General features: G+C 66.7%; 13 protein-coding genes, 1 tRNA gene and 1 pseudogene. 11 read left to right on the top strand and 4 right to left on the bottom strand.

The genetic code is table 11. From position 1 onward, the window contains the following. The first annotated feature begins 186 nt into the window (after positions 1 to 186). The 5 genes from ACVILH_RS22620 (at position 187) to ACVILH_RS22640 (ending at position 5,047) form a co-directional block, all read left to right on the top strand. The gene (locus ACVILH_RS22620) at positions 187 to 1,317 is read left to right on the top strand and encodes a zinc-binding metallopeptidase family protein (RefSeq protein WP_456714854.1); all 1,131 of its coding nucleotides are present in this window, start codon (positions 187 to 189) and stop codon (positions 1,315 to 1,317) included. A gap of 69 nt (positions 1,318 to 1,386) precedes the next feature. After that, the gene (locus tag ACVILH_RS22625) at positions 1,387 to 1,602 is read left to right on the top strand and encodes a hypothetical protein (protein ID WP_456714855.1); all 216 of its coding nucleotides are present in this window, start codon (positions 1,387 to 1,389) and stop codon (positions 1,600 to 1,602) included. Between the two features lie 156 nt (positions 1,603 to 1,758). Then, positions 1,759 to 3,774, top strand: a complete 2,016-nt coding sequence (locus ACVILH_RS22630; protein ID WP_456714856.1) for an acetyl-CoA carboxylase biotin carboxylase subunit — start codon at positions 1,759 to 1,761, stop codon at positions 3,772 to 3,774. Positions 3,775 to 3,881: 107 nt separating this feature from the next. Continuing rightward, complete coding sequence (locus ACVILH_RS22635) at positions 3,882 to 4,748, top strand: isocitrate lyase/PEP mutase family protein (RefSeq protein ID WP_456714857.1); 867 nt, start codon at positions 3,882 to 3,884, stop codon at positions 4,746 to 4,748. Then, complete coding sequence (locus ACVILH_RS22640; RefSeq protein ID WP_456714858.1) at positions 4,745 to 5,047, top strand: acylphosphatase; 303 nt, start codon at positions 4,745 to 4,747, stop codon at positions 5,045 to 5,047. Before ACVILH_RS22635 ends, ACVILH_RS22640 begins: the two co-directional genes overlap by 4 nt. Before the next feature lie 9 nt (positions 5,048 to 5,056). Here ACVILH_RS22640 and ACVILH_RS22645 read toward each other — a convergent pair whose 3' ends face one another. Continuing rightward, positions 5,057 to 5,866: a class I SAM-dependent methyltransferase gene (locus tag ACVILH_RS22645; RefSeq protein ID WP_456714859.1), complete on the bottom strand. Its 810-nt coding sequence runs from the start codon at positions 5,864 to 5,866 to the stop codon at positions 5,057 to 5,059. A gap of 153 nt (positions 5,867 to 6,019) precedes the next feature. Here ACVILH_RS22645 and ACVILH_RS22650 point away from each other — a divergent pair, with 153 nt between their 5' ends. The 3 genes and pseudogenes from ACVILH_RS22650 to ACVILH_RS22660 all read left to right on the top strand — a co-directional run bounded on the left by ACVILH_RS22650 (position 6,020) and on the right by ACVILH_RS22660 (position 8,697). Further along, positions 6,020 to 6,589, top strand: coding sequence for a GbsR/MarR family transcriptional regulator (locus ACVILH_RS22650; protein ID WP_456714860.1), 570 nt, complete (start codon positions 6,020 to 6,022; stop codon positions 6,587 to 6,589). A 16-nt stretch (positions 6,590 to 6,605) separates the two neighbouring features. Next, positions 6,606 to 7,250 (top strand): annotated as a pseudogene (locus ACVILH_RS22655) (DUF4166 domain-containing protein); the annotation flags it as partial. A 10-nt stretch (positions 7,251 to 7,260) separates the two neighbouring features. After that, positions 7,261 to 8,697, top strand: a complete 1,437-nt coding sequence (locus ACVILH_RS22660) for a TIGR01777 family oxidoreductase (protein ID WP_456714861.1) — start codon at positions 7,261 to 7,263, stop codon at positions 8,695 to 8,697. 10 nt (positions 8,698 to 8,707) lie between these two features. On the opposite strand, the gene ACVILH_RS22665 is transcribed toward ACVILH_RS22660, so the two are convergent. Both ACVILH_RS22665 and ACVILH_RS22670 read right to left on the bottom strand, forming a co-directional pair. Then, positions 8,708 to 9,652, bottom strand: a complete 945-nt coding sequence (locus tag ACVILH_RS22665) for an AraC family transcriptional regulator (RefSeq protein ID WP_456714862.1) — start codon at positions 9,650 to 9,652, stop codon at positions 8,708 to 8,710. 192 nt (positions 9,653 to 9,844) lie between these two features. Next, a complete protein-coding gene (locus tag ACVILH_RS22670; RefSeq protein WP_456714863.1) occupies positions 9,845 to 10,702 on the bottom strand; it encodes a LysR family transcriptional regulator in 858 nt (285 codons plus the stop codon). 112 nt (positions 10,703 to 10,814) lie between these two features. On the opposite strand from ACVILH_RS22670, the gene ACVILH_RS22675 reads away from it, so the two are divergent. Then, entirely contained in the window at positions 10,815 to 11,240 is a 426-nt protein-coding gene (locus ACVILH_RS22675) for a tautomerase family protein (protein WP_456714864.1), read from the top strand. Positions 11,241 to 11,242: 2 nt separating this feature from the next. Here ACVILH_RS22675 and lipB read toward each other — a convergent pair whose 3' ends face one another. After that, positions 11,243 to 11,965: a lipoyl(octanoyl) transferase LipB gene (gene lipB / locus ACVILH_RS22680; protein ID WP_456714865.1), complete on the bottom strand. Its 723-nt coding sequence runs from the start codon at positions 11,963 to 11,965 to the stop codon at positions 11,243 to 11,245. A gap of 20 nt (positions 11,966 to 11,985) precedes the next feature. Between lipB and ACVILH_RS22685 the strand changes: the two genes are divergently transcribed. Both ACVILH_RS22685 and ACVILH_RS22690 read left to right on the top strand, forming a co-directional pair. Continuing rightward, positions 11,986 to 12,276, top strand: a complete 291-nt coding sequence (locus ACVILH_RS22685) for a FliM/FliN family flagellar motor switch protein (RefSeq protein WP_371507592.1) — start codon at positions 11,986 to 11,988, stop codon at positions 12,274 to 12,276. A 135-nt stretch (positions 12,277 to 12,411) separates the two neighbouring features. Next, positions 12,412 to 12,496, top strand: a tRNA-Leu gene (locus tag ACVILH_RS22690). Positions 12,497 to 12,835 lie beyond the last annotated feature (339 nt).

Raw genomic sequence — 12,835 nt, forward strand, 5'->3', positions numbered from 1 at the left:
TCACCTGACGTGTTCGGAAGCGTGGCGACATTGGGTTCAACGACAACAAACTGGCCAGCGATTGAGGCGGACGAACGCCCGCGCAATGAAAACGTAGGGGCAGATAAAAAGTTCCGCAGCCCCGGAACGGACTGTTACTGTCATGCGTCGTCAGGCGCTAGACACCGCAACGCGTAGGTCCATACCGTGAAGCTCTTCGTCTGTCAGGCCTGCAAGAACATCCTGTATTTCGAGAATCGCAGCTGTGGCCGCTGCGGTCATCAGCTCGCCTTCATGCCGGAGCGGCAGACGCTGTCGGCGATCGAGCCGCTGGAGCAGGGCTTTCGGACCTTGGCCGACGGCGGCGAGGGGCGGTTCTTCTGCGCCAATGCCGAGCACGATGCCTGCAACTGGCTGCTGGAAGCCGGTGAGACCGCGGGCTTTTGCCGCGCCTGCCGGCACAATGGCACCATTCCCAATCTGTCCGACCCGGCGCAACTCGCCGGCTGGCGCGAGTTGGAGCTGGCCAAGCACCGGCTGTTCTACTCGCTGATTCGCTGGAAGCTGCCGTTGAGGACACGGATCGAGGACCCGCAGCACGGTCTCATCTTCAACTTCCTGGCCGACGACCCTGCTGGCCAGCAGAAGGTGATGACCGGCCACGACAATGGCCTGATCACCATCGCGCTTGCCGAGGCCGACGACATCGAGCGCGAGCGGCGGCGGCTGGAGATGGACGAGCCGTACCGGACCTTGCTCGGCCATTTCCGCCACGAGGTCGGGCATTATTTCTGGGACGTGCTGGTGCGCGATGCCGGCAAGCTCGAGGCCTGCCGTGCGGTGTTCGGCGATGACAGCCAGGATTACGGCGAGGCGCTGAAGCAGCATTACGAGACGGGTGCGCCGGCCAATTGGCAGGACAATTTCGTCTCGGCCTACGCCACCACGCATCCCTGGGAGGATTTCGCCGAGACCTGGGCGCATTACCTGCACATCGTCGATACGCTGGAGATGGCCTCCGAGTTCGGCATGGAAATCGATCCGCCGGCCGACCAGATCGGCGGGCTGACCGCGCGCGTCACCTTCGATCCGTATGTGGCTGATGATTTCGACCTGATCGTCAATGCCTGGCTGCCGTTCACCTTCGCCATGAACAGCGTCGCTCGGGCGATGGGCGCGCGCGATCTCTATCCGTTCATCCTGAGCCCGCCGGTCATCGCGAAGCTCGGCTTCATCCACGAGCTGGTTCGGCAAGGCGCCGACGCCAGGCCGGTCGCCTTGGCGCCGGAGACGCCGGACGTCGAGCCGCAGCACAAGGAGGCCGTCGGGGCGGCGTGATCCGTCTTGACTCCTGAGAACATAAAGTGAACATGTTGACGGGTCGGAGCAAGGGACCGTCAGCACGCCATGTCATCTGAACTGCATGCCAACACGGATGAACCTGAGGATGTCGCGCTGGAGGCGGCTGTTGACCAAGCCATCGCAGCCTGCGGTGGCGACCTCCGGGCGACCATTCGCGCGCTGATTGTTGCAAATGATTATCTCGAGACCGAGGTTGCCGAGCTGATGAAGGCGGTGTCGCACGCCTACACGCGCGGGCGTTTTCAAAGCTATTCCGGCTGACGGGACACGGCAGGGCTGGCATGCCTGCCAATGCGCAAGGGGAGCGCCGAGAGTCGGGTTGCGCGCGGGCGATTTTGCTATAGACGAACCGGTCAAGCCCGCGGTCCGTTGCTTCGCCGCGAGCGGGGAGCCCGCCCAAAGGTATCAAGCAAGAACATGTTCAAAACCATTCTGATCGCGAACCGCGGCGAGATCGCTTGCCGGGTCATCAAGACCGCCCGCCGCATGGGAGTAAGGACCGTTGCGGTCTATTCGGAAGCCGATCGTGATGCGCTGCATGTCGAAATGGCCGACGATGCCGTGCTGATCGGGCCGCCCGCCGCCGCCGAGAGCTATCTCTTGATCGACCGCATCGTCGAGGCCTGCAAGAAGACGGGCGCGGAAGCGGTGCATCCCGGCTACGGCTTCCTGTCCGAGCGCGAGGCGTTTCCGCGCGCGCTCCAGGAGAATGGCATCGTCTTCATCGGCCCCAACCCCGGCGCGATCGCCGCGATGGGCGACAAGATCGAATCGAAGAAGGCCGCCGCCAAGGCCAAGGTCTCGACCGTGCCGGGCTTCCTCGGCGTGATCGAGGACGACAAGCATGCGGTGCGCATCGCCGACGAGATCGGCTACCCCGTGATGATCAAGGCCTCCGCCGGCGGCGGCGGCAAGGGCATGCGCATCGCGCATTCGACCGCGGAGGTCGCCGAGGGCTTCAACCTGGCGAAGGCCGAGGCGAAGGCCTCGTTCGGTGACGACCGCGTCTTCATCGAGAAGTTCATCGTCGATCCGCGCCACATCGAGATCCAGGTGCTCGGCGACAAGCATGGCAACGTGATCTATCTCGGCGAGCGCGAATGCTCGATCCAGCGCCGCAACCAGAAGGTCATCGAGGAGGCGCCGTCGCCGCTGCTCGACGAGGAGACCCGGCGCAAGATGGGCGAGCAGGCGGTCGCGCTCGCCAAGGCCGTGAACTACGACTCCGCCGGCACGGTGGAGTTCGTCGCCGGCCAGGACAAGAGCTTCTACTTCCTCGAGATGAACACCCGCCTGCAGGTCGAGCATCCCGTCACCGAGCTCGTCACCGGCATCGATCTCGTCGAGCAGATGATCCGCGTCGCGGCCGGCGAGAAGCTCGCGCTTCAGCAGAAGGATGTCGCACTGACCGGCTGGGCCGTTGAGTCGCGCGTCTATGCCGAGGATCCGTTCCGCAACTTCCTGCCCTCGATCGGTCGCCTCACCAAGTATCGCCCGCCGGCCGAGAGCAAGGCTCATGGCATCACCGTGCGCAACGACACCGGCGTGCAGGAGGGCGGCGAGATCTCGATCTACTACGATCCGATGATCGCCAAGCTGGTCACCCACGCGCCGTCGCGCGCAGCCGCCATCGAGGCGCAGTCGACTGCGCTCGACGCGTTCTATGTCGACGGCATCCGTCACAACATCCCCTTCCTGTCGGCGCTGATGAATCATCCGCGCTGGCGCGAGGGCCGGCTGTCGACCGGCTTCATCGCCGAGGAGTTTCCCAAGGGCTTTGCCGCGCGCGCGCCGGAAGGCGAGATCGCGCGCCGGCTCGCCGCGGTGGGTGCTGCGATCGATCACGTGCTCGGCGAGCGCAAGCGGCAGATTTCGCAGCAGATGATCGGCCGTCCCGTAACCCGCCAGGGCCGCCGCGCGGTCTGGCTCGGCCGCGACGAGATCCTGCTCGACATCACCAGGAACAATGGCGCGATCACCGTCCGCTTCGTCGGCGCCGACGGCAAGGTGGGTCCGGCGCATGCGCTGGTATCCGAATGGAAGCCGGGCGATGCGGTCTGGCACGGCACCATCGATGGCGCTGAGATCGCGGTGCAGACGCGCCCGATCCCGAACGGCGTTCGCCTCGCCCATCAGGGCGTCGAAGCGCCGGTCTACGTCTACACCGAAGCGGAAGCCGCGGCGGCGCGGCTGATGCCAGTGGTGACCGCCGGTGACAGTGGCAAGAAGCTGCTGTGCCCGATGCCCGGCCTCGTCGTCTCGATCGCCGTGACCGAAGGGCAGGAGGTCAAGGCCGGCGAGACGCTCGCCGTGATCGAGGCCATGAAGATGCAGAACGTGCTGCGCGCCGAGCAGGACGGCACAGTGAAGAAGGTCCACGCCGCGGCGGGCGCGACGCTGGCGGTGGACGCGCTGATCCTGGAGTTCGCGTAAGTCTAACCGCCATCATTGCGAGCGCAGCGACGCATTCCAGGACCCAGCGCGCGACTCTGGATTACTTCGTCGCTTCGCTCCTCGCAATGAGGGAGAGAGAGGGCGTGATGACATTCCGTGCTCGCCGAGAAGCGTTGCGCTCCATCCTTGCCAGCGACCGCTGCGTTCATCCGGGCTCCGTCTACGACGCGATCTCGATCCGCATCGCCGAGGACCTTGGCTTTCCCCTCGGCATGTTCGGCGGCTCGGCTGCATCTCTTGCGATCCTGGGCGATCCCGACATCGCGCTGATCACGCTCACCGAGCTTGCCGAGCAGATGCGGCGGATGTCGCGCGCCGCCGTGCTGCCGGTGCTGGTCGATGCCGATCACGGCTACGGCAATGCGATGAACGTCCGCCGCACCGTGCAGGAGCTGGAAGCGGCTGGTGCTGCCGGTCTCACCATCGAGGATACGCTGCTGCCGCAGGCGTTCGACGCTGCCAAGCCGCAACTGATTTCGCTCGATGAGGGCGTCGGCAAGGTCAAGGCTGCGCTCGACGGCCGCGGTGATCCGTCCTTGGTGATCCTCGGCCGCACCGGCGCCGTGTCTGTCTCGTCGCTCGACGACGCGATCGCGCGGGCCAGGGCCTACGAGGCCTGTGGTGTCGATGGGCTGTTCTTCACCGGCATCACCACGCGCGGTCAGCTCGACGCCATTGCGGCGGCCACCGCACTCCCGATCGTGCTCGGCGGCGCGCCGGAGGAGATGTCCGATCTCGGCTATCTCGCATCGCGCCGCGTCCGGATCGCGCTGCAGGGCCACGCGCCGATCGCCGCCGCGACGCAGGCGGTCTATGAGACGCTGAAGGCGCTGCGCGACGGCGCCTCACCCAAACAGCTCAAGGGCCTGCCCTCGGCCGAGCTGACGTCGCGCGTGATGCGCGAGGCGGATGTAAAGCAGCGCCTGCGCGATTATCTCGGGCTCACATCATGAGCGAGCGCGTCATCGTCCACGTCACCGTGCGCGGCCGCGTTCAGGGCGTCGGCTACCGCGCCTGGGTCGAGGATCAGGCCATCCTGAACGCGCTCGAAGGCTGGGTCCGCAACCGCGCCGATCGCAGCGTGGAGGCGGTCTTCGCAGGTCCGGCCGATGACGTCTCAGCCATGGTTGCGGCCTGCCGCAAGGGGCCGCCGGCTGCGCGCGTCGACGACGTGACGGACACGCCCGCCACTGTCGATCAGCTTGCGCTGCGCCGGCCCGGGGAAGCCTTCTCCGTTCGGCCGACGGTGTAGTTGCGGCGCTCACCGCGCTGAGATCACCAGCGCCTGGACTTGCCCGACGACGGGCCCACTGCCGAACCGTTGCCGAATGGCATCTGCTGCGGCCTGCGTGACGGCAGCCAGATCGGGCGTGCCCCGCGCCTCGATCTCGCCGCGCATCGGTGTGCCCTGGCAGAAGGCGATGGCCGGATCTTGCGCAGATGCGGCGCGGCTGCGGTGGGGCAGGGTCTCGATGATGATGTCGGAGAAGCCGGCTTCACTCAGGTCGGTCCTGATCTTCACGGGATCGAAATAGCCGTGCGGCGTTCGGGTGAAAAATAGCGGTGGGTGGTCCGGAAACACCTGTTGGAGTGTTTCGTGCACGACGTGCGCGAACTCATTGTCCTCAATGCGGTCCCAGACGTTGAAGACGAAGCGTCCGCCAGGCCGCAGCACGCGTCGCGCCTCGGCATAGCCCTTCACGCGATCCGGGAAGAACATGACGCCGAACTGGCAGGCAACTGTATCGAAGCTGGCATCGGCAAAAGGCAGGGCCAGCGCGTCGGCCTGCTGGAATGCGACGCGGCTGGAGTCGGCGAGGTGAGCCTTCGCCTGCGCCAGCATCGGCTCGTTGAGATCGGTCGCCGTAAGCAGCACCTCCGGCGGCAGCTCGGCATCCAGCGCCCGGGTGACGACGCCGGTGCCCGCGGCTGTCTCCAGCACGTCGCGCGGCCGGAGCGTCTTGATGCGCTGCGCAAGATCCTGCGCGTAAGGCGTGAAGATCAGTGGAACCAGCAGAGAATCGTAGATCTGCGGAATCGAACCGGTGAAGGCCTTGTCGGATGCCGTCATGGCTTGCTCCTGTTCCAGCGGGGCAGGGACGATCAGGGCTTTGATCGTCAGCGGGCAAACTCTGCGCCTTCATCTCCGTCTTGCCAATCGGCCCTCCGGTTCAGCGCCACATGCGCTCTTGACATTCATCTCCATCGGTCAGATATTTCTGTCATGACAGAAATTACAGGCAAGAAGAAGCTTCCTCCCGCTGTCGAGCGCTTCATTCTCAATTGGGGCGACATGGGCGACCAGTGGGGCGTGAACCGCTCGGTGAGCCAGATCCACGGCCTGCTGTACCTCGCCGAGAAGCCGATGACGGCGGAGGACATCGCCGAGACCCTCGGCATGGCGCGCTCCAACGTCTCGAACTCGCTGAAGGAGCTGCTCGCCTGGGACCTGATCCGGCGCGTGCCGATCATGGGCGACCGCCGCGATCATTTCGAGGCGGAGACCGACATCTGGGAGGTGGCGCAGCGCATCGCCGCGGGCCGCAAGCAGCGCGAGATCGATCCTGCGATCGCAGCGCTGCGCGCCTGCGTCGCGGAGGCGACCGCCGATCCCGGCATCAGCTCGGTCGCGGCCAAGCGGCTGAAGGACATGCTGGCGTTCACCGAGCTGGTCGACCGCTGGTACGCGCAGATGCTCAGGGTGCCGCGGCCGCGGCTCGTGGCGCTGATCAAGCTCGGCGAGAAGATCGCAAACCTGCTGCCATCAGGACGATCCAGGTCCGGCAGCGATTAGTTCATTGGAGGGCGTCATGGTGAGCCTACGACATCTCGGACTTTCAGCACCTTCAAATGTCCGGCTCCATGACGATCACCGTTTCCGCGCGCTGCTCTCGCCGGAGGATTGGGGACGGCTGCCGGTCTCGATCTGGCGGCGCTTCTCCAAGCGTCTCGCCGACGGCGCCACCGTCGTCTATGTCGGCGAGGTCGAGCACGCGGAGATGAGCCGCGCCGGATTCTGGTTCGCGCAGGCCGCACGGCTGATCGGCGGCCCGCTGCCGATCACGGCGAATACCGGCGTGCCGATGATCGTGGCGGTGACGGAGGATGCCGCCAGCGGCGGCCAGATCTGGACGCGCATCTGCGGCCGCCCGCATGGCTTTCCGCAGGTGATCCATTCCGCCAAGCGCTTCGCCGGACCGACGGGGCTGGAGGAATATCTCGGCTGGGGCCTGAGCATGAGCCTGCGCGTCTGCGTCACGGAGGGGGCGCTCGCCTTTCACAGCGCCGGCTACACCCTCGCAGTCGCGGGCTGGCGCTGGCGGCTGCCGTCCTGGCTGACACCCGGCGATCTCACCGTCACCCATTCCGATCTCGGCGCCGGCGCCTTCCGCTTCGTGCTCGAGATCGTCCATCCGCGCTTCGGCCGGATCATCCGCCAGAGCGCCGTGTTCCGGAGTCCGCACCATGACGACGCTGCTTTGGTCTTTGATCGCCGTTCAGGTCGTGATGGGGGTGTTCGACACCTTCTATCATCACGAGTTCACCGAGCGGCTGGCGTGGCGGCCGTCGCAGCGGAATGAGCTGAAGCTGCACGGCATCCGCAATCTGCTCTATGCGCTGCTGTTCGCCGTTCTCGGCTGGTGCGAGCCGCATGGACTGTTCGCGATAGCGGTGCTCGCGGTGCTCATCGCCGAGATCGCGATCACCCTGACCGACTTCGTCGAGGAGGACCTGACGCGCAAGCTGCCGCCGAGCGAGCGCATCAATCACACGCTGCTCGCCATCAACTACGGTGCCATCCTGATGCTGCTGGTGCCGGTGCTGATCGACTGGGCGATGCAGCCTTCGGCCGTCGTGCTGGCCTATGCCGGCCTTCTGAGCTGGATCGCCGCCGCGGCCGCCATTGGCGCCAGCCTGTGTGGCCTGCGTGACTTCGCGGCCGCCGCGCGGCTCGGGCGGATGTCCCATCCTGACGCGAGCGGGCTGGTGGCAGCGCTGCCGCCGGCACAGACGATCCTCATCACAGGCGCCACCGGCTTCATCGGCGCGCGTCTCGTCGCGAGCCTTGCCGCGTCCGGCCATCACGTGATCGCGCTGGTGCGCGACCCGGCCAAGGTCGCGAACCTGCCGCCGCCGCTGACCTTGATCACCAACCTCGATCAGATCGCTTCGGACACCCGCATCGACGCGATCGTCAATCTCGCCGGCGAGCCGATCGGCAATGCGCCGTGGACCGCCGCCAAGCGCGCGGCGATCGTGCAGTCCCGGCTCGCCACGACCGAGGCCGTCGTCGCCCTGGTCGCGCGGCTCGGGCGCAAGCCGAAGGTGCTGGTGAATGGCTCGGCGATCGGCTGGTACGGCCTGTGGCAGGACCAGCCCCTGACCGAGTCCGCGAAGTCGCACCCCTGCTTCAGCCACGATCTCTGCGACGCCTGGGAGCAGGCGGCACGCGGCGCCGAGGCGCATGGCGTGCGCGTGGCGCTGCTGCGCATCGGGCTCGTCGTTGGCCGCGACGGCGGTGTCCTGTCGCGCATGCTGACGCCGTTCGAGTTTGGCCTCGGTGGTCCGTTCGGCTCGGGCGCGCAATGGATGTCGTGGATCGAGCGCGACGATCTGATCCGGCTGATCGCGCATGTCATCGCGACCGACGCGATCAATGGCCCCATCAACGCGACGGCGCCGCTGCCGGTGCGCAACTTCGCCTTCACCGCCGAGCTCGCGCGCTGCCTGCGGCGGCCGGCCCTCCTGCGCGTGCCGGCGGGGCTGCTGCGCCGGATCGGCGGCGACTTTGCCGAGGAGCTGCTGCTCGGCGGCCAGCGGGTGGTTCCGAACAAGGCGCTGTCGAGCGGCTTCGTGTTTCGGCATCAAAGCCTGCGCAGCGCACTCGAGTCGATCCTGTGATCTCAGCGGATCAGCGCCGTTCGGCGCGGGCCATCGTCGCCGATGGCAGCTCGCCGAACGTGGCGCGGTAGTAGCGCGCGAAATGTCCGGCATTGGCGAAGTTGCAGGCCGCCGCCGCGACGGCCACCGTCACGCCGGGATCGCCGGAGCGCAGCATCTCATGCGCGTGGCGCAGGCGCACCGCCTTGGCGAAGGCCATCGGCGAATAGCCGCGGACGCGCTCGAACACCCGGAAGATCGAGCGCGCGCTGACGCCGGCTTCGCGCGCCAGGCGCTCGATCGTGATCGGCTCGCGCCAATTGGCCTCGATGTAGTCCTCGAGCCGCTTGACCAGTCCGAAATCCGGCATCGGCGCCGGATCGATCAGCATCTCGCGGAAGCGATGGCGGGCGGCGCAGAGAAAGGCGACATGCACGGCGTCTTCCAGCTCGCGGTAAACGGCAACTGGAAAGGCGGCGTCCTGCTCGCTGAGCTGGGTGGTGAGGAATTCAAGCAGCCGCAGCAGGCTGCGGGCCTGCGGATCGGCGGACGGGATGGCCGGGTCGATTGCATAGTCGGCCCGCGGCTGCACGCCGATGAGAGCGGCGAGCCGCTCGTGCAGCACCTTCGGATCGAGCCGCAAGGTGAGCCGCCGGTGGCCGCCTTGGCAGGCCATCTGCCACGGCACCCCCGCCGGCGCGACGGCGAATTGCTGCTCGCTGACATCGGTCGCCTCGCCGCGGGCGCAACTGACGGCGCGTCCCCTCATGGCGATCTGCAGGCGGATGTAATCGGCCGGGCGGTGGTCGCAGACCATGTCGCAGGTCGTGGTGCCGAAGGCGAGGCCGATGGTCTGGAGCTCGATCAGGTTGACGACCGCCTCGAAACGTTCGGCGTGGCGAAAGTCGATGCGCTCGGCGCCGAGCTTGCGGCCCGCGAGATCGCGCAGCACCTCGGCGTTGGAGGTGCGAATCAAAGCATGGCGATGCAAGGGTTCCAGGCCGCTCGAAGCAACGCTGCTCGAAGCAACGCCGGCTACGCCCGTGGCCGCCGGGCTCGGCTGTGGTGAAGCGCTGACAAGGTCAGTTGCGGTCAAGAGACGGTTCAAGCCGCTTCTCCTGAGCTTCGAATGTTAACCTATGCTACATGACGGTGGCTCCGCGTCAAACTACTTCGCCGGCGCAGCGCTCCGGAACGCGGCCGCCAATGTGCGCAACGCTGCGCGCTTTGCAGCGTCACCGACCTTGGCATGAAGGATGACCTTCGACCGGCCGAGCTTGGGCAGGCCAAGAGCTGGGCCGTGATCGACCAGACCTGCCGGCGCGATTCGGCGCGCCAGCGGTGCGACCGCAAGCCCGGCCTGTGCGGCGGCCACGACCGCAGCGACGCCGCCGCCGACGAAATTTTCGACATAAGGCCACTTTGCCTTGTCGAGCGCGCGCACCGCAAGGGCGCGCACGCCGCATGGCGCAGCCAGCGTCGCGAGCGGCAGCGGCGTGCCTGCCGGCGCACGAAATCGCGGGCTTGCGAACCAGCCGAACTCGTCGTCGGCGAGGGTCTCGCCGCCGCGGCGGGAGGCTTCCTGGCGAATGATGATCGCATCCAGCGTGCCCGCATCATAGCGGTCGAGCAGGTCGCGCGAGAAGCCGATGCCGACCGACAACGAGAGCTCGGTGGTGATGGCGTGAAACTGCTGCAGCATGGGGACCAATTCCGGGCCCGCCGCATGATCGCTTATGCCGAGCGCCAAGCGCGGACGGATCCGGGGCGCCGCGGCCAGCGCGGCGTCGTGCGCGGTCACCAGAGCGCGGGCGTTCTCGACGAAGGCGGCGCCGTTGGCCGTGAGTCGCACGGCGCGCGGGGAGCGCTCGAGCAGCCGCTTTCCGAGCACGGCCTCCAGCCGCTGCAGCTTCAGGCTGACCGCGGCCTGGGTCGTGCCCAGCGCTTCGGCCGCCCGCGTGAAGCTTTGCAGGTCGGAGACCAGCAGGAAGGTGCGGACCGCGGCGATGTCGAGCGTCGGCGTCATTTCAATTGCTTATCATTGATATCTCTCATGATAGCATACAGAAATGATGGGCCACGCGCTAGGTTCTGGATCGTAAGGCGGCTTGCCGCCGTTCACGAGAAAGAGCCGACCCATGCCCCTGATCAACATTGTCTATGCGAGCTCGCATCGCTCACCTGCGCTGAAGAAGGACATCGCGGATGCCGTCACGGCGCTGACCGCGGGCATCCTCGGCAAGGATCCCAAGGTCACCGCGGTCATCGTCTCCGAGGCCGATCCGGCCGACTGGTTCGCCGGCGGAGCCTCGCTGGCCGAGCAGGGGCTCGCCAGCTACTGGATCGATATCCACGTCACCGAAGGCACCAACACCAAGGACGAGAAAGCGGCCTATCTCGCCGCGGTGTTCGCCCGCATGGCCGAGCTGATCGGTCCGCTGCATCAGGAGACCTATCTGCATGTCGACGAGGTCAAGGCGGATGCCTATGGCTTCGGCGGCCTGAGCCAGGAGCGCCGCTATGTCGCGGGCCGGCTCGGCGTGCCGCCGCAGCCGGCCGCCTGAGATCACACGGTCTCCGGCAGGGCGGCCACTGTGGCGCCGAACACGCTCTCGAACGCCTGCCGGAGCGCCACGTCGACATCGGCCATGGTCACCGGCAGCCCGAGATCGACCAGGCTGGTGACCCCGTAGCGCGGATCGGTGACGCCGCAGGGCACGATGGCCTGGAAGTGCGACAGGTCGGGCTCGACATTGATGGCGATGCCATGAAACGTGACCCAGCGCTTCAGCCGCACGCCGATCGCGGCGATCTTGTCCTCGAAGCCCTGGCCCTTGTCGGGTCGCCTGACCCAAACGCCGACCCGGTCCTCGCGCCGCTCGCCGCGCACGTTGAAGGCGTCGAGCGTGCGGATGATGGTCTCCTCCAGCGCCGCGACATAGGCGCGCACATCCGGCCGGCGCCGCTTCAGGTCGAGCATGACATAGGCCACGCGCTGGCCGGGGCCGTGATAGGTGACCTGGCCGCCGCGTCCCGTGGCAATAAAGGGAAAGCGCGGGTCGCGCAGATCCTCCGGCTTGCCGGACGTGCCGGAGGTGTAGACCGGCGGATGCTCTAGCAGCCAGACCAGCTCCTCCGCCTCTTGGGCCGCGATCGCCGCCGCCCGGGCCTCCATGAACGCGGTCGCCTCGGCGTAATCGACCAAAGCATCGGAGATGCGCCACGCCGCCGCATTGCCGGGCGGTCCGGCGAAGGTGGAGAGGTCGAGCGTTTCGCGGCTGTTAACCATTGGCTAACCACAACATGGTGATGTCTCGGGTAACGGAATCCAGTGACTTCGGTGCTCTCGCAGTGTCAACCCTCGATAAAGTGACAGTCGACCTGATGGTCGTTCTCGGCACCTGCTCAATGCCCATCCACCAGGTTCTGCGGCTGTCCCGCGGCGCCATCATCGAGCTGGACGCGACCGAGGCCGACGACGTCAAGGTGCTCGCCAACAATCTGCCGATCGCCAACGGCGTGGTGCTGGTCGACCGCAACCGCATTGCGGTCGAGGTCAAGCAGATGCTGCCGCGCTCGCCGACGCCGACCACGCGATAGCCGTCCGGGCGCCTGCGAAAACCATCCACAATCCGGTATTTTAGGGCAGGGCGGGCCTTGTCCCCCCGACATCGATTTGATACACGGGCGCCACTGATCCGGTGCCGCTGTTTCCTCTGGCGCCGGCTTCTTTTAGCGCTCGTGGCGGAATTGGTAGACGCGCTGCCTTGAGGTGGCAGTGGGTAACACCGTGGGGGTTCGAGTCCCTCCGAGCGCACCATCCCTCTCTCCTTTAAAAGCTGAATCTGTTTCCTGTTCGTTCTGAGAACGGCAGTTGTGCTAGGCGTGACGCTATGGTCCCGCGGCGCCAGGGCGTCCGAGCTTTGCCGGTCGTTCCGCCCTCAAGGTGAGAGGGCGCGGGGAATGCCGGGCCCTGGCCGCACCCATGGCCCGCCTGCGACAAGAAAAGCAGGCGGCCGTCACCACAGGTTCAGCCGAGAACACCCGGCATTCCCCGCCTGATGGTTTTCACGCTTATGTCGCGCTCCCCGGTGTCCGGCCTGTGAGCCACGGTCGCCGTCCGGATCATCATCACCAGACCACTTGGCGCCAGCCTCGG

It is taken from the genome of Bradyrhizobium sp. USDA 4353 (genome assembly GCF_054063215.1).

Excerpts from the sequence above, each read along its gene's own strand:
- ACVILH_RS22625 (WP_456714855.1), top strand. The coding sequence starts at position 1,387 with ATGTCATCTGAACTGCATGCCAACACGGATGAACCTGAGGATGTCGCG.
- ACVILH_RS22630 (WP_456714856.1), top strand. The coding sequence starts at position 1,759 with ATGTTCAAAACCATTCTGATCGCGAACCGCGGCGAGATCGCTTGCCGG.
- ACVILH_RS22635 (WP_456714857.1), top strand. The coding sequence starts at position 3,882 with ATGACATTCCGTGCTCGCCGAGAAGCGTTGCGCTCCATCCTTGCCAGC.
- ACVILH_RS22640 (WP_456714858.1), top strand. The coding sequence starts at position 4,745 with ATGAGCGAGCGCGTCATCGTCCACGTCACCGTGCGCGGCCGCGTTCAG.
- ACVILH_RS22645 (WP_456714859.1), bottom strand. The coding sequence starts at position 5,866 with ATGACGGCATCCGACAAGGCCTTCACCGGTTCGATTCCGCAGATCTAC.
- ACVILH_RS22650 (WP_456714860.1), top strand. The coding sequence starts at position 6,020 with ATGACAGAAATTACAGGCAAGAAGAAGCTTCCTCCCGCTGTCGAGCGC.
- ACVILH_RS22660 (WP_456714861.1), top strand. The coding sequence starts at position 7,261 with ATGACGACGCTGCTTTGGTCTTTGATCGCCGTTCAGGTCGTGATGGGG.
- ACVILH_RS22670 (WP_456714863.1), bottom strand. The coding sequence starts at position 10,702 with ATGACGCCGACGCTCGACATCGCCGCGGTCCGCACCTTCCTGCTGGTC.
- ACVILH_RS22675 (WP_456714864.1), top strand. The coding sequence starts at position 10,815 with ATGCCCCTGATCAACATTGTCTATGCGAGCTCGCATCGCTCACCTGCG.
- lipB (WP_456714865.1), bottom strand. The coding sequence starts at position 11,965 with ATGGTTAACAGCCGCGAAACGCTCGACCTCTCCACCTTCGCCGGACCG.
- ACVILH_RS22685 (WP_371507592.1), top strand. The coding sequence starts at position 11,986 with ATGTCTCGGGTAACGGAATCCAGTGACTTCGGTGCTCTCGCAGTGTCA.